Origin of the sequence: Salipiger sp. 1_MG-2023 (assembly GCF_030547555.1) — a bacterium.
Taxonomy (GTDB): domain Bacteria; phylum Pseudomonadota; class Alphaproteobacteria; order Rhodobacterales; family Rhodobacteraceae; genus Salipiger.
In genome coordinates, this window is the sequence record NZ_JAUOQN010000051.1 from 1 (window position 1) to 15,432 (window position 15,432).

General features: G+C 64.2%; 12 protein-coding genes and 1 pseudogene. 6 read left to right on the forward strand and 7 right to left on the reverse strand.

Features of this window, described 5'->3' with window-relative positions:
* A pseudogene (locus tag Q4543_RS19070) lies at nucleotides 1-362 on the reverse strand (hypothetical protein); the annotation flags it as partial.
* 325 nt (nucleotides 363-687) lie between these two features.
* On the opposite strand from Q4543_RS19070, the gene xth reads away from it, so the two are divergent.
* The 3 genes from xth (at nucleotide 688) to grxD (ending at nucleotide 2,224) form a co-directional block, all read left to right on the forward strand.
* Nucleotides 688-1,467 (forward strand): exodeoxyribonuclease III, encoded by a 780-nt coding sequence (gene xth, locus Q4543_RS19075; protein ID WP_303440921.1) that lies wholly within the window; start codon nucleotides 688-690, stop codon nucleotides 1,465-1,467.
* Between the two features lie 79 nt (nucleotides 1,468-1,546).
* On the forward strand, nucleotides 1,547-1,789 hold the full coding sequence (locus tag Q4543_RS19080) for a BolA/IbaG family iron-sulfur metabolism protein (protein ID WP_216002905.1): 243 nt from the start codon (nucleotides 1,547-1,549) through the stop codon (nucleotides 1,787-1,789).
* Between the two features lie 72 nt (nucleotides 1,790-1,861).
* Complete coding sequence (grxD, locus tag Q4543_RS19085) at nucleotides 1,862-2,224, forward strand: Grx4 family monothiol glutaredoxin (protein ID WP_216002906.1); 363 nt, start codon at nucleotides 1,862-1,864, stop codon at nucleotides 2,222-2,224.
* Nucleotides 2,225-2,281: 57 nt separating this feature from the next.
* Here the strand turns inward: grxD and ccmE are convergent, their stop codons facing one another.
* The 3 genes from ccmE to Q4543_RS19100 form a co-directional block, all read right to left on the reverse strand.
* A complete protein-coding gene (ccmE, locus tag Q4543_RS19090; protein ID WP_303440925.1) occupies nucleotides 2,282-2,731 on the reverse strand; it encodes a cytochrome c maturation protein CcmE in 450 nt (149 codons plus the stop codon).
* 88 nt (nucleotides 2,732-2,819) lie between these two features.
* Nucleotides 2,820-3,632, reverse strand: a complete 813-nt coding sequence (murI, locus tag Q4543_RS19095; protein WP_303440928.1) for a glutamate racemase — start codon at nucleotides 3,630-3,632, stop codon at nucleotides 2,820-2,822.
* Between the two features lie 65 nt (nucleotides 3,633-3,697).
* Nucleotides 3,698-7,162: an indolepyruvate ferredoxin oxidoreductase family protein gene (locus Q4543_RS19100; protein ID WP_303440930.1), complete on the reverse strand. Its 3,465-nt coding sequence runs from the start codon at nucleotides 7,160-7,162 to the stop codon at nucleotides 3,698-3,700.
* A 124-nt stretch (nucleotides 7,163-7,286) separates the two neighbouring features.
* Between Q4543_RS19100 and Q4543_RS19105 the strand changes: the two genes are divergently transcribed.
* From Q4543_RS19105 to purL, 3 genes are all read left to right on the forward strand, one after another.
* Complete coding sequence (locus tag Q4543_RS19105) at nucleotides 7,287-8,192, forward strand: LysR family transcriptional regulator (protein ID WP_303440932.1); 906 nt, start codon at nucleotides 7,287-7,289, stop codon at nucleotides 8,190-8,192.
* A gap of 237 nt (nucleotides 8,193-8,429) precedes the next feature.
* The gene (locus Q4543_RS19110) at nucleotides 8,430-8,990 is read left to right on the forward strand and encodes a DUF6151 family protein (protein WP_303440934.1); all 561 of its coding nucleotides are present in this window, start codon (nucleotides 8,430-8,432) and stop codon (nucleotides 8,988-8,990) included.
* Between the two features lie 67 nt (nucleotides 8,991-9,057).
* Entirely contained in the window at nucleotides 9,058-11,217 is a 2,160-nt protein-coding gene (purL, locus tag Q4543_RS19115) for a phosphoribosylformylglycinamidine synthase subunit PurL (protein WP_303440936.1), read from the forward strand.
* 78 nt (nucleotides 11,218-11,295) lie between these two features.
* Here purL and Q4543_RS19120 read toward each other — a convergent pair whose 3' ends face one another.
* The 3 genes from Q4543_RS19120 to ctaA form a co-directional block, all read right to left on the reverse strand.
* Nucleotides 11,296-12,732, reverse strand: coding sequence for a pyruvate kinase (locus Q4543_RS19120; protein ID WP_303440938.1), 1,437 nt, complete (start codon nucleotides 12,730-12,732; stop codon nucleotides 11,296-11,298).
* A 69-nt stretch (nucleotides 12,733-12,801) separates the two neighbouring features.
* Complete coding sequence (locus Q4543_RS19125) at nucleotides 12,802-14,274, reverse strand: carboxypeptidase M32 (protein ID WP_303440940.1); 1,473 nt, start codon at nucleotides 14,272-14,274, stop codon at nucleotides 12,802-12,804.
* The gene (ctaA, locus tag Q4543_RS19130; RefSeq protein WP_303440943.1) at nucleotides 14,271-15,416 is read right to left on the reverse strand and encodes a heme A synthase; all 1,146 of its coding nucleotides are present in this window, start codon (nucleotides 15,414-15,416) and stop codon (nucleotides 14,271-14,273) included. The genes Q4543_RS19125 and ctaA overlap by 4 nt, the downstream gene beginning before the upstream one ends.
* Between the last annotated feature and the right edge of the window lie 16 nt (nucleotides 15,417-15,432).

Consider the following 15,432-nt stretch of genomic DNA (forward strand, 5'->3'; position numbering starts at 1 on the left):
GTGGCGCAGGAGGTAAAGGCCGAGGTCAGCTCGGAGGTCACGGCGCAGCTGGTCGCGGTGGCTTCAAGCCCAGCCGGCGCGGCGCAGGAGGTGAAGGCCGAGGTCAGCTCGGAGATCACGGCGCAGCTGGTTGCGGTGGCTTCAAGCCCAGCCGGCGCGGCGCAGGAGGTGAAGGCCGAGGTCAGCTCGGACGGGGCGGCGCAGGACGTGGCCATCTCGACGGCATCGCCGCAAAACAGGTCGATTGCGCTCATCGGACGGGCACAGGACGTGACCATTTCGACGGCATCGCCGGAAAAGGCGTCTGCGCCGAAAACATCAACGATTTCTTCAGAAACCAGCTGCTTGAGTACTGCGGACATTGGGAACCCCTTGATTGACTGAATTGTTCAGGTGGGTTCAGGGTTTCTTTTTTAACGGGTTTCTGACAATATGGTTTCTTCCATAGGTTGAATTATACACAGGTTCTCCACATGCAGTGAAACTGCCAGAAGACGAGTAAAAAACAAAAATCATCCTTCCCCACAGAATGATAATTTCTGTGGATAAAATTTTGCGGCCTGTTTTCAGGTCGAGATTCGGCCAATATAACGCTACGTCATCCTGCGAATCACACCTCTGAACCGTCGCGCCCTTGCCCCCGAGCCGCGCATCGGCGATAGGGTTCGCGACATCGCGGAGGGCCCCATGAAGATCGCAACCTTCAACATCAACGGCATCAAGGCCCGCATCGAGGCCCTCACCGACTGGCTGAACGAGGCCGCGCCCGACGTCGCGCTGCTTCAGGAAATCAAGTCGGTCGACGAGGGCTTCCCCCGCGCCCATTTCGAAGATCTCGGCTGGCAGGTGGAAACCCACGGCCAGAAAGGCTTCAACGGGGTCGCGATCCTGTCGAAACTGCCGCTCGAGGATGTCACCCGAGGCTTGCCCGGTGATGACAGCGACGAACAGGCGCGCTGGATCGAGGCGACGGTGGTGGGCACGCAGGCAGTGCGGCTGTGCGGGCTGTACCTGCCCAACGGCAACCCGGCGCCGGGGCCGAAATACGATTACAAGCTGGCGTGGATGGACAGGCTCGAAACCCGCGCCCGCCAGCTGCTGAAGGACGAGATGCCCGCCATCATGGCCGGCGATTACAACGTCATCCCGCAAGCCGAAGACGCTGCCAAACCGGAAGCCTGGCTTGAGGACGCGCTGTACCTGCCGCAGACCCGCGCCGCCTTTCGCCGCATCCTGAACCTTGGCTTCACCGAAGCGTTTCGCAGCACTCACCCCGGCGCGGGGCATTACAGCTTCTGGGATTATCAGGCCGGTGCGTGGCAGCGGAACAATGGCATCCGCATCGATCACCTGCTGATGACCCCGCAGGCCGCCGACCTGCTCGAAGAGGTGGCGATCGACAAGGATATTCGCGGGCGCGACAAACCGTCGGATCACGTGCCGGTCTGGGTCAGACTGGCCTGCTGAGCCGCGGCGCACCGCTTGCGCCCCGGCCTTGTGGCGCTTACATCTGAATCGACAGGACAGATAGCGGAGTACCCACGCAATGGCCATCGAAGCGACGGAGATCGAGCAGCTGATCAAGGCTGCCTTCCCCGAGGCACGCGTCACCATTACCGACCTTGCAGGCGACGGAAACCATTACGCCGCCGAGGTCATCGACGAGAGCTTTCGTGGCAAGAACCGTGTCCAGCAGCAGCGCGCGGTCTACGCCGCGCTGAAGGGCAAGATGGATGGCAACAACGGCGAATTGCACGCCCTTGCGCTGACCACCAAGGCCCCCGAATAAGCTTGGCCCGCCCCTTGCTTGTCCCAACACGACGCAGCGGCTTGCCGCCTGCCCCCGAGACCGGAGAATGACATGACCGACGCAAAGACGACGATCGAAGACACCGTGAAGGCCAACGATGTTGTGCTGTTCATGAAAGGCACCAAGTCGATGCCACAATGCGGCTTTTCCAGCCGCGTTGCAGGCGTGCTGAATTACATGGGCGTGGAGTTCCACGATGTGAACGTGCTGGCGGATGACGGCATCCGTCAGGGCATCAAGGATTATTCCGACTGGCCGACCATTCCGCAGCTTTACATCAAGGGCGAATTCGTCGGCGGCTGCGACATTATCACCGAGATGACCCTGTCTGGCGAGCTTGACAAGCTGTTCGAGGACAGCGGCGTCACCTACGACAAGGACGCCGCGGAAAAGATCCGCGAAGCCAACGCCTGAGACCTTGAAAGCCCTCCGCAGCGCGGGGGGCTTTTTTCTGGCCCGCTCGCGGCGAGGTCAGCTGTTGGGCTCTTCATAGACGCCCTGTTCCTTCAGCGCGTCGATGACCTCTTTGGGCATGTAGGTCTCGTCATGCTTGGCGAGAATTTCCGACGCGCGGAACACGCCGTCGATATATTGCCCGGTGCCGACCACGCCCTGATTTTCGGCAAACAGATCCGGCAGCACCCCGGCAAACACCACCGGCACGCTGGCACCGCCATCGGTCACCACAAAGCGCACCTCGTGCCCGTCGCCGCGCACCACCGAGCCGATCTCAACCAGCCCGCCGATGCGGAAGGTCTCGTTCGGGCTGGGCGGTGCCTCCATCACCTGACTGGGCGAGCGGAAATAGTTGATGCCATCGCGCATCGCATAGCCGATCAGCCCGCTGGACACGGCCAAGGCCACCACGGCCAGCGCGATCACCTGAATCCGGCGTTGCTTTTTCAGCGATCTGAGCGACATGGGCAGTCCTCCTTGGGCGGATCTTGTCGGGCATCCCCCGTTCACGAGTCAATATGGCTTTGGTCGCGCCACCGGTCTGTGACCGGGATCAAGCCGCGCGAAATGTGATTTCGCGCCGCAGGAACCGTGTGGCATGACCCGAAACCTTGCGCGGATCGCCGGTGGTCAGGAACATCGCCTCGCTGCCAGTGCCCAGCATGCCCGGATGGCGCGCCAGATAGTCGGCCAGCGACTCGGCCACGAGATTGGCCTGCGAATAGACCGTGACATCGGGCCCCAGCGCGTCCTGAAAGATATCCTCCATCAGCGGGTAATGGGTGCAGCCAAGGATCGCCGCCTGCGGCTTGGGCATCTTGCGCAACAGCGCGTCGACATGGCTGCGCACCAGCGCATCGGCAAGGATCATGTCGCCTTCCTCGATGGCATCGACCAGCCCGCCGCAGGCTTGCGCCTCGACATCGACGCCAATGGCGCGAAACGCCAGCTCGCGCTGAAAGGCGCGGCTGCGCACCGTGGCCGGGGTGGCGAACAGCGCCACGTGCTGCACGCCAACCTCGCGCGGCGGCGAATTGTCGCCCCACTGGCGCTGGGTCATCGCCTCGATCAGCGGCACGAACACGCCCAGCACCCGCTTGTCGCGCGGAATCCAGTTTTCCTGCATCCGGCGCAGCGCCGCGGCGCTGGCGGTGTTGCAGGCCAGAATCACCAGATCGCAGCCCGCCTCCCACAGCCGTTCCACCGCCTTGGTGGTCAGCTCGTAAATATCATCCGCATCGCGCACGCCATAAGGCGCATGGGCGCTGTCAGCGAAATAGACGAAGGGCACATCCGGCAGACGCTTTTGCACCTTGTCCAGAACGGTCAACCCGCCCAGCCCCGAATCGAACACACCAACCGCCATGGGCGCATCTCCTGCCTTGCCTCGCATCGTTCTTACGAGGCTTCGGCAGGAGAATCCATTGCCACCTACTCGGCAGCGCGCGCCATGCCGCTGCCCCCGGCGCGGATCACCGCCAGAAGCTCTTCGCGCCGCTTGGCGGCCTCGCGTTCGTTGGCCTCCTTCACCGGACCAAAGCCGCGGATCTGTAGCGGCAGCAGCGCCAGCGCGAGGATTGCATCGCGGGTCTCAGGCGCCAGCCGGGGCAGCGCCTCGGCCATGTCGCCCTCGTACTGAGCGATCAGCGCCCGTTCCATGCGCCGCTCAGCGGTGCGCCCGAACGGGTCCAGCGGCGTGCCGCGCAGGAATTTCAGCTTTGCCAGCAGGCCGAAGGCGCGCAGCATCCCCTCGCCATAGGTCCGTTTGACCGGCCGCCCGTCCGAGCCCATCTTGCTCAGCAGCGGCGGCGCAAGGTGGAACTGCATCTCGAAGCCGTCTTCAAAGGCTTGCTTTGCCTTGTCGCGGGTTTCCAGATGCAGACGGGCAACCTCGTACTCGTCCTTGTAGGACAACAGCTTGTGGTAGCCCTTGGCGACCGCCTCGCGCAGCGGCTCATCCTTGATCGGCGTCAGCATGGCGCGGAAGCGGCGCGCAAGACGCCGGTTCTGATAGCGCGCCAGATGGGCCTCGCGATAGGTGATCTTCTCTTCGGTGGTCTTGGGTTTGCCCGTCACCGTCGGTGTCACCATGCGGCTGGCCTGCTCCGGGTGCAGCATTGCCCAGCGGCCGATCTCGAAGGCGCGCAGGTTCCTGTCCACCGCCGTCCCGTTGAGGCGGATCGCCTCGCCGATGGCGTCATGCGGCAAAGGCACCAACCCCTGCTGCCACGCCGCACCAAGGATCATCATGTTGGAAAAGATCGAATCCCCCATAGTGATCCGCGCCAGCTCGGTCGCATCGAACAGCGCCACGCGCTCTTGCAGCCGCGCCTCGAGCGACAGCTTCAGCCGGTCGTTGGGAATGTGGAACTCCGGGTTGCGGGTGAATTCGCCGGTGACGATCTCATGGGCGTTGACCACAGCGCCGGTGCGCCCGGTGCGGGTGAGGCCAAGCGTCTTTGACCCGGCGCTGACCACCAGATCGCCGCCGATCAGCGCATCTGCCTCGCCAATGGCGACGCGCACGGCGCTGATGTCTTCGGGGCGGTTGGCCAGCCGCAAATGGATATGCACCGCGCCGCCTTTCTGCGCGAGGCCCGCCATCTCCATCATCCCGGCGCCAAGCCCGGCGACCTGCGCCGCCTGCGCCAGCACCGCGCCGATGGTGACAACGCCGGTGCCGCCAACGCCGGTGATCACCACGTTATGGGTGCCGTTTATCACCGGCAGCTGCGGCAACGGCATGTCGGGCAGTTCCAGCGCGGCGGTTTCACCCTTGCGGATCTTTGCCCCCTTCAAGGTTACGAAGGACGGGCAAAACCCCTTGAGACAAGAGAAATCCTTGTTGCAGCTCGACTGGTCTATGGCCCGCTTGCGGCCCAGTTCGGTTTCCACCGGCACGATGGACACGCAATTCGATTGCACCCCGCAATCCCCGCAGCCCTCGCAGACATCGGTGTTGATGAACACGCGCTGGTCCGGGTCCGGAAACTTGCCACGCTTGCGGCGGCGGCGCTTTTCGGCGGCGCAGGTCTGGATATACAGGATCGCGCTCACACCGGGGATTTTTGAACAGCGCTCCTGCACCGCTTGCATCTCTGCGCGTTCATGTTTTTCAATGCCTTGCGGAAAAAGGCTAAAGTCTACCTCTTCCTTTTCGTCATAGACCACGACAAGGTGTTTGACCCCCATCGCCAGCAATTCACGGGCGATGCGATCCGCCGTCAGCCCGCCCTCGTTGGGCTGACCGCCGGTCATGGCGACGGCGTCGTTGTAGAGGATCTTGTAGGTGATATTGGTGCCCGCGGCCAGCGCCGCACGGATCGCCAGAGACCCCGAGTGATTGTAAGTTCCATCGCCAAGGTTCTGAAACACATGGTTTCTTGTGGAAAATGGCGCCTCGCCGATCCAGTTCGCGCCCTCGGCCCCCATATGGGTAAAACCGGTGGTCTCGCGGTCCATCCATTGCACCATGTAATGGCAGCCGATGCCGGCATAGGCGCGCGCGCCCTCGGGCAGCTTGGTGGATGTATTATGCGGGCAGCCCGAACAGAAATAGGGCAACCGCGCCGCGATCTCGGGCGCGTTGTCAGATTTCCTTTCCTGCTCAAGCGATTGCAGACCGGCCTTGATGCGATCCGTGCCGCGCCCTTCATCAAGCAGGATCTTGCCGAGCCGCTCTGCGATCATGATCGGATCCAGCGCGCCCTGCGTCGGGAACAGCTCTGGCCCATGCATCGAGCCTGCGCCGCCGCCAATGTGCCAGCCATAGACGCGACGGCCGCGGCGGTCGTCAAAGATCGCTTCCTTGACCTGAATCTCGATCAGCTTGCGCTTTTCCTCGACCACCACGATCAGGTCCAGCCCCTCGGCCCAGTCGTGAAAGCCCAGCATGTCCAGCGGAAAGGTCTGCCCGACCTTGTAGGTGGTGAGGCCCAGCCGCTCGGCCTCGGCTTCGTCGATGCCCAGCAAGGACAGCGCGTGCAGCAGATCGAGCCAGTTCTTGCCCGCCGCGACAAAGCCGATCTTGGCCCCCGGCTTGCCCCACATGCGCTTGTCCATGCGGTTGGCATGGGAAAACGCCTCGGCGGCAAAGCGTTTGTAATCGATGATGCGCTTTTCCTGCGCGTGGGGCGTGTCGCCCAGCCGGATGTTCAGCCCGCCCTCGGGCATGTCGAAGTCGGGCACCACCAGCGACATGCGATCCGGGCGGCCATCGACCACCGCCGTCGCCTCGACCGTATCCTTCATGGTCTTGAGACCGACCCAGACCCCGGCAAAGCGCGACAGCGCCCAGGCGTAGACGCCGTAATCAAGGATTTCCTGCACCCCCGCTGGCGAGACCACCGGCATATAGGTATCGACCAGCGCCCATTCCGACTGGTGCAGCACGGTCGAGCTTTCGCCGGTATGATCGTCCCCCAGCGCCATGATGACGCCGCCATGTTTCGAGGTGCCCGCCATGTTGGCATGGCGCATCACGTCGCCGGATCGGTCGACCCCCGGCCCCTTGCCGTACCACAGCCCGAAAACGCCATCATAGCGCCCCTCACCGCGCAGTTCGGCCTGTTGCGAGCCCCAGAGCGCGGTGGCGGCCAGATCCTCGTTCAGGCCTTCCTGAAAGCGGATGTCGGCGGCATCGAGGTATTTCTGCGCCCGCCGCATCTGAATGTCGACCGACCCCAGCGGAGAGCCGCGATAGCCGGTACAATAGCCGGCGGTGTTCAGCCCGGCGGCAACGTCGCGCGCCTTCTGGATCAGCATCAGCCGAACCAGCGCCTGCGTGCCATTCAGCAGCACCGGGGACTTTTCAAGATTGAAACGGTCGTCGAGGGATATGGATTGCTTGGTCATGAGCGCCTCCCGTCGCACATTGCATGGGCAATTGACCTTCATAATAGGTCAAAACCGCTGACCCTCCTAGGGATTTTTTGCACCTATACTGATGCCCCGGAAAGTGACGGTTCCCATTTACCCTTTGTGTCGTATACAAGTCGCGCGAGCGGGATTGGAAAACGTGATGGACTGGGACAAGCTAAGAATCTTTCATGCTGTGGCGGATGCGGGAAGCCTGACCCATGCGGGGGATGCACTGCATCTTTCGCAATCGGCCGTCTCGCGGCAAATCCGCGCGCTGGAGGAATCGCTCAATACCACGCTGTTCCACCGGCATGCCCGCGGCCTGATTCTCACCGAACAGGGCGAGCTGCTGTTCGACGCCACCGCCAGCATGGTCAAACGCATCGACGCGGCCACCGCGCGCATCCGCGACAGCGAGGAAGAGGTGTTCGGCGAGCTCAAGGTCACCACGACCCATGGCTTCGGCGTGCTGTGGCTGGCCCCGCGCCTGACCAAGCTTTACGAGAAATACCCCGATCTCAAGATCGACCTGATGCTCGAAGAGCGCGTGCTCGACCTGCCGATGCGCGAGGCCGACGTGGCGATCCGGATGAAAGAGCCCTCGCAGGCCGACCTGATCCGCAAACGGCTGATGTCGATCCGGATGCGCATGTATGCCACCCCTGAATATCTCGCGCTGCGCGGCGTGCCCGAAACGCTTGACGATCTGGCAAAGCACCGGCTGATCTGCCAGAACCCGGCGTCGTCTCAGGTCGCGGCTGGCAAGCTGATGGTACAGGAACTGCTGACCTATGACATCAAGACGGCGCTGACGGTGAACAACTACTTTGGCGTGCTGCAGGCGGTGGTCGCGAATCTGGGGATCGGCGTGCTGCCCGATTACATCATCGAGGATTTCCCGAACGTCGTGCGCGTGCTGCCCGAAATCGAAAGCAACGAGGTGCCGGTGTTTCTGGCCTACCCCGAAGAGTTGCGCCATTCCAAACGAGTCTCGGCCTTCCGCGATTTTGTTCAGGACGAAATCTTTTCGCATCGCAGGCAACTTAGGGCGATGGGAGCGGACTGAACTCGCCCTAAAGGTGTGAGACTTGCGCCACAGTCATAGCGGAAATGACACCTTTGCGGCACGTTGTGCCTTGTGCGACTCAGAACCGATGACATATTCGGCAGATGAAGGTTGAAGCGCCATTCGGCGCATCATCTTCATACCTCCCTGTTGGACTTCGGCCGAGCTTTGAGCTCGGCCTTTTTTTTTGGCCCGGCCTCCGGATTCCTTGGTATGCCTTGCAATAAGGAGACACCGATGCCCGACCCCCGAGAGCTGAGCTGCCGTTGCGGCACCATGGCGTGGCGCGTCGCGCCGCGCAGCCCCGGCACGCTGGTGATCTGCCATTGCAAGGATTGCCAGACGGCGGCGCAGGTACTGGACGCTGGCGCGGCGCTGGACGCGGCGGGCGGCACGACGCTCTTTCAGACCTTGCCCGACCGGGTGCAGATCACCCGCGGGGCCGAGCATCTTGCCCTGCTGCGCCTGTCGCCAAAAGGCCTGCTGCGCTGGCACGCGGGCTGTTGCGGCACCGCTATTGCCAATACGCTGCCCCGACCGCTGCTTCCCTTTGTCGGCGTCGTGCTGCCCGCAGACGAGACGCGCTTTGGCAAGGTCCGCGCGCGGGTGTTCACCCAAAGCGCCCGCTACAGGCTGCGCGAGCATGGCGCTGGCATGGCTGGCGCGGCGATCATGCTGCGCGCGCTGAGCGCATTGATACAGGGCCGACGTGCCAATCTCTTCTTTGACAAAGCCGGTCAGCCGATCTGCCCCGCCCGCATATTGACGCCGCAAGAGCGCAGTTCGGCCACACGCTGATACCGGCCCTTCCAACGCGCGCGCCCTTGGCGTAAAGAGCGCTCAACTTGACCACAGGGGATATCTCATGCAGGAACCGGCGATTACCGAAGAGCTGATCGAGGCACACGGCATCAAGCCGGATGAATACGCGCGGATCCTGCAGATCCTGAATCGCGAGCCGACGTTCACCGAACTGGGCATCTTTTCGGCGATGTGGAACGAGCATTGCTCTTACAAATCGTCCAAGCTCCATCTCAAGGGCTTGCCGACCACTGGCCCGCAGGTGATCTGCGGCCCCGGCGAAAATGCCGGCGTGGTCGATATCGGCGACGGTCAGGCGGTGGTCTTCAAGATGGAAAGCCACAACCACCCGTCGTATATCGAACCCTATCAGGGCGCGGCGACCGGCGTTGGAGGCATCCTGCGCGATGTCTTCACCATGGGCGCACGGCCCATCGCGGCGATGAACTCGCTGTCCTTCGGCGTCAAAGAGCACCCCAAGACCCGCCAGCTGGTGCATGGCGTGGTCGAAGGCGTCGGCGGCTATGGCAATTGCTTCGGCGTGCCGACCGTGGGCGGCGAAGTGCGCTTCCATTCCGCTTATAATGGCAACTGCCTTGTAAATGCCTTTGCGGCAGGGCTCGCCGATACTGACAAGATCTTCTACTCGGCAGCCAGCGGCGTCGGGCGCCCGGTGGTCTATCTTGGCGCGAAAACCGGCCGCGACGGCGTTGGCGGCGCCACCATGGCCTCGGCGGAATTCGACGAGTCCATCGAGGCCAAGCGCCCCACCGTGCAGGTTGGCGATCCGTTCACCGAAAAGCGCCTGATGGAAGCCACGCTGGAACTGATGCAGACCGGCGCTGTCATCTCGATTCAAGACATGGGCGCGGCGGGTCTGACCTGTTCGGCGGTGGAAATGGGCGACAAGGGTGGCCTTGGCATCCGGCTCGATCTGGAAAAGGTGCCGCAGCGCGAAAAGCATATGACCGCCTACGAGATGATGCTGTCGGAATCGCAAGAGCGCATGCTGATGGTGCTCGACCCCTCCAAGGAGGCCGAGGCCAAGGCGGTGTTCGACAAGTGGGATCTCGACTTTGCCATCGTCGGCGAAACCATCGACGAGGATCGCTTCCTCGTGTTGCACAATGGCGAGGTCAAGGCCGACATGCCGCTGTCGCGCCTGTCTTCCTCGGCCCCGGAATACGACCGCCCATGGGTGGCAACCGAGCCCGCCGCCCCGCTTGACGACGTGCCGGGCATCGATCCCATCGACGGTCTGAAGGCGCTGCTGGCCTCGCCGAACTATTGCTCGCGCGAATGGGTGTATCAGCAATATGACAGTCAGGTCATGGCCGACACCGTGCGCATCCCCGGCTTTGGCGCGGGGGTGATCCGCGTACATGGCAGCGACAAGAAGCTGGCATTCACCTCGGACGTGACGCCGCGCTACGTCAAGGCCAACCCGGTGCAGGGCGGGCGGCAGGCGGTGGCCGAAGCATGGCGCAACCTTGTCTCCGTCGGCGCGCGGCCGCTGGCGACCACCGACAACCTCAATTTCGGCAACCCCGAAAAGCCCGAGATCATGGGCCAGTTTGTCGAAGCCCTGCGCGGCATCGGCGAGGCCTGCATCGCGCTGGATATGCCGATCGTGTCGGGCAATGTCTCGCTCTACAACGAGACCGACGGCACCGGCATCCTGCCCACCCCGACCATTGGCGCGGTGGGGCTGATCGCGGCGGGCGAAGAGCCGATCCTTGGCTATGCGCGCGATGGCCATGTGGCGCTGCTGCTGGGCCAGACCGGCAGTCATCTGGGGCAGTCCGCCCTGCTGGCCGAAGTGTTCAACCGCGAAGACGGCGATGCGCCGCATGTCGATCTGGATGAGGAACGTCGCAACGGCGAATTCATTCTCGCCCATCGGGCATGGATCAACTGCTGCACCGATCTTGGCGATGGCGGGCTGGCCATGGCCGCCTTCGAGATGGCCGAAGCCTCTGGCACCGGGGTGAATCTTGACAGCAGCGACACCGCCGAGCTGTTCGGCGAGGATCAGGGCCGCTACCTGATCGCCTGCAACTACGATTGCGCCGAGGCGCTGATGATCGAGGCGGGCAAGGCTGGCGTCACCCTGACAAGCGTCGGCAAGTTCACCGGCGATACGGTCCGGCTGGGCGGCTCCGAAGCGCCGCTGGCCGAGCTGCAAGAGACCTACAAGGCGACCTTCGGCGCGACCTTCGGCTGATACGCCGCCCCGGCCGCCCTTTCATCGGGGTGGCCGGGGTGATCACCAACTTACCAGCGGCCCGTGTGGCGGCGCTTGTCAGTCCAGATGGTCGGGCATGCGGTCGAACAGCCGGGTCAGTTCTGCCATCGCATCCAGCAGATACGGGCCCGTGTTCAGCAGCACGCATTGCGCCCGCGCGCCCATCGCCGCATCGCTCATCTCGCCCCGCGTCGGCAGCCCGGTCTTCAGGAAACTTTCCAGCACCGCGCTCGCCCAGATCGCCGGCACCTGCGCCGCATCGCATAGCGACAGGATTTCCTCCTGGATTTCTGCCAGCCGAGCAAAGCCGATCTCGACCGACAGATCGCCGCGCGCGATCATCACCGCCGTCGGCTGGCGTCCTGCCGCGCGCACCAGCATGTCGGGCAGATTGCGCAGGGCGCGTTCGGTTTCGATCTTCAGCACAAGCCCGAAGCTCTGCGCCCTGCCGGGGCGCTTGGCAGCGATAAACTCCTGCAGATCCTCGACATCGCCGACGCGCTGCACAAAGGGAAACACCACCCCGTCGGCGTGATCGAGCGCAAAGCGCAGCGCGTCGCGGTCGGGCGCTGTCAGCGCCGGGATATCGAGGGCGCAATCGGGGAAGTTCAGCCGTTTATCGGGTTTGAGTTTGTAGCCCTTTTGCGGCGGCGCGCGCTCCACGGTCAGCAAAACGCCCCAAGGCGCGCGCTGCGCCACGCGGCAGGCCAGCTTGCCATCATCGATGAACACGCGCTGGCGCGCGCATAGCGCATGGATCGGCGCAGCAAGGCTGCATTCGATCCCGGCAACGCCGCGCGGCACGTCGTGCAGCCGCCCCGGCAGCGCCAGTGCCAGTGCGTCGCCTTGGTGGATGCGCCGCAGCCCCTTGGTGTCGGACATGGCGCCAGTGCGGATCCTTGGCCCCGGCAGATCCATCAGCACCTTCATCCGCCGCCCGGTGATCCCGCCGGCAGCATGGGTGTGTTCGATCATCGCCCGCCACGCCGCGGGGCCGTCATCGGCGCAGTTGATCCGCACCGCCCCAGCCCCCGCCCGCGCCAGCTGTTCGCAAAACGCCGGGCCGTCCGCCGCCTCGGTTGGCAGCGTCACCATCAACTGCTTCGATCCGCGCGGCATCGGGCCGAACAGCGCTTCGGCGCGTGCGGCGATGCGTGCCTGCCCGGCAAAGAAACGCTCGATTGGCACCGGCGTCACCATGTCGTCACTGGTCAGCGCATCCAGCACGGCGCAAAGCGCGTCGAGTTCGGGCATCACCCTGCTTTGCGCCCGTTCGAGCGAGGACAACCCACACTGCATCAATGCCCGCTGCAACGGGCGGATGTCGTGCTGGCGCAGGGCCAGATACTGGGCGAGATTCCCGGCGCTGGGACGATAGGCGTCGCGTTCGATCCAGCCATGCCACTTCGCCAGCCGGGTGGCGGCGCCGCCCAGCACCGCCTCGCGCAGCGCGTGCACCTCGGTTCTGAGCGCAGCGCATCCACGATCCAGCATGTAAACAGACTCCCGTTTCCCGCCCGCATAGACCCGCCACGTGACAGACCGGTGACAGGCGGGATGCGCTTAGAGCCCGTAGAGATCGGCGAACTTGGCCTCGAGATAGCGCAGCAAGGGCTCTTCGCTGGGCGCGGCGCCGCCGCAAGCCCGCGCGATGACCTCGCGCGGCTCATACAGCCCGCCATATTGCTGGACGTTTTCGCGCAGCCAGCCGGTCGCGGCGCTTAGATCGCCTGCGCCAAGTTGATCATCCAGCGTCGGCACGGCAGCGCGCAGATGCTCGTTCAGGCAGCCCGCATAGACATTGCCCAGCGTGTAGGTGGCGAAATAGCCGAACAGCCCGGCCGACCAATGCACATCCTGCAACACCCCGTGCGAGGGCTTATCGACGTCAAAGCCGAAATCCGCCTTGAAGCGATCATTCCACGCCGCCTCGAGATCGCCCACCGCCAGATCGCCGGAAATCAGCGCCCGCTCCAGATCGAAGCGCAACAAGACGTGCAGGTTGTATTGCACCTCGTCCGCCTCGGTGCGGATGAAGTTGTTCTCAAGCCGGTTGACGGCGCGATAGAACGCCTCCGGCCCGCCCGGCACCTCGGCGCCGAACGCCTCGTGCATCGCGCCATGCAGCCAGCCGGTAAAGGCGCGCGAGCGGCCAAGCTGGTTCTCGTAGATCCGGCTCTGGCTTTCGTGTACGCCCATCGACACGCCCTCGCCCAGCGGCGTCAGGCGATAGGCCGGGCGGATCGCCTGTTCATAGCAGGCATGGCCGGTCTCGTGGATGGTCGAGTAGATGCAGTTGAGCGGATCATCCACCGCGGTGCGGGTGGTGATGCGCACATCATCGCCCGAGCCCGAGCTGAACGGATGCACCGCCTTGTCGATGCGCCCGCGGTCGAAATCATAGCCGAACACCCCGGCGAGCCGCTGCGCCAGCGCCATCTGCGCCCCGGCATCGAAGCTGCCGGTCAGCGGCGCGGGCTGCGGCGCGTCAAGGCAGGCGGCGCGCAACGTCACCAGCCGGGGCCGCAGCGCCCCGAACATCTCGCCCAGCTGCGCGGCGCTGGCCCCCGGTTCGTAATCCTGCAACAGCGCATCGTAGGGATCGCCGCCATGCGCCGCGCCCTCCTCGCGCTTGAGCGCCACGACCTCGGCCAGCAGCGGCGCGAAGCCTTTGAAATCGTCCGACGCCCGCGCCGCCGCCCAAGCCTGATGCGCCCGGCTGGTCAGCCGCGCCAGCGCCGTGGCCAGATCCGCCGGAATCGCCTGCGCGCGGCCATAGTTCCAGCGGATATGGCGGATCTGCGCGCGGCCTTCATCGTCCAGCGCCGCGGCGTCGATGGCAGCCAGCCACGCGCCGATGCGCGGATCGGTGCGCCGCGCGTGCAGCACCGATTCCATCGCCGCCTGCTCTTCGGCGCGCTGATCACCCGCCCCGGCGGGCATCACGGTTTCCTGATCCCAGCCAAGCCGGCCAGCAACCTGCGCCAGCGCGCCGGTCTCGCGCTGATGCGCCATCAACTCGTTGAACGCAGTCATCTGGAAGCCTCTCGAATGGATTGCACCCGCGGATATTGCGCCCCGAACCGGGCCCGGATGATCAGCACCCACAGCAGGATCGCGCCCAGCTGGTGGGTGATCGCGATATGCAGCTGCGCCGCGTACAGCACAGTGACGATGCCCAGCACCATCTGCACGAGCATCATCGCCATCACGGCGTTGAAGCGAAAGCGCGTGTTCGCATTGGGTGAGCGGCGCGCCCGAAGCCAGACCACCCCGGCAAAGACGAACAGCAAATAGCCGCTCATGCGGTGGATGAACTGCACAAGGCCCGGCTCTTCAAAGAAATTGCGCCACCATGGCTCAAGTTGGAAAGGCTGCGGCGGGATGAAACCGCCCGCCATCAGCGGCCAGTCGGTATAGCTGCGCCCGGCGTCGATCCCGGCGACCAGCGCGCCCAGCAGGATCTGGAGAAAGGCGAAATGCATCAACCCGGTGCTCATGCCGAACAGCTTGGCCTCGCGGGCCCGGCGGGCCTGCATCAACGCCCGTTCGCTCTGCCCAAGGGCAAAGACATACCACGCGATGATCCCGAAGATCACAAACGCCAGCCCTAGGTGGATCGCCAGCCGATAAGACGCTACGTCCAGCATCTCGCCGCCAAGCCCGGACGACACCATCCACCAGCCAATCGCCCCCTGAAGCCCGCCAAGCGCACCAAGGCCAAGCAGCCGCCCGGTCCAGCCGGTGGGGATCTTTCTGGCGACAAGAAAGCCCAGAAACCCGACGGCCCAGACCAGCCCGATCACCCGACCAAGCTGGCGGTGGCCCCATTCCCACCAGTAGATCTCCTTGAACTCGGCAAGGGTCATCTGGTTGTTCTGCAACTGGAATTCCGGGATTTGGCGATATAGGTCGAACTCAGCCTGCCATTCCGCCGCGCTCAGGGGCGGCAAGGCGCCGCTCAGCGGCTTCCATTCGGTGATCGATAATCCGCTGTCGGTCAGCCGTGTCAGCCCGCCGACAAGGATCATCACCGCCACCAGCGCAAAGATCAGCATCAGCCACAGGCGGATCGCACCGCGCGCACCGCCGCGCCCCTTGTCGATCATGCCGCCTGCGGGCACTGCCTTGGGCTGCTCTGCGCCCACCTCCTCGAACAGCTTGCGCTTCTCGGCCATGGATCTCTCCTGTCTC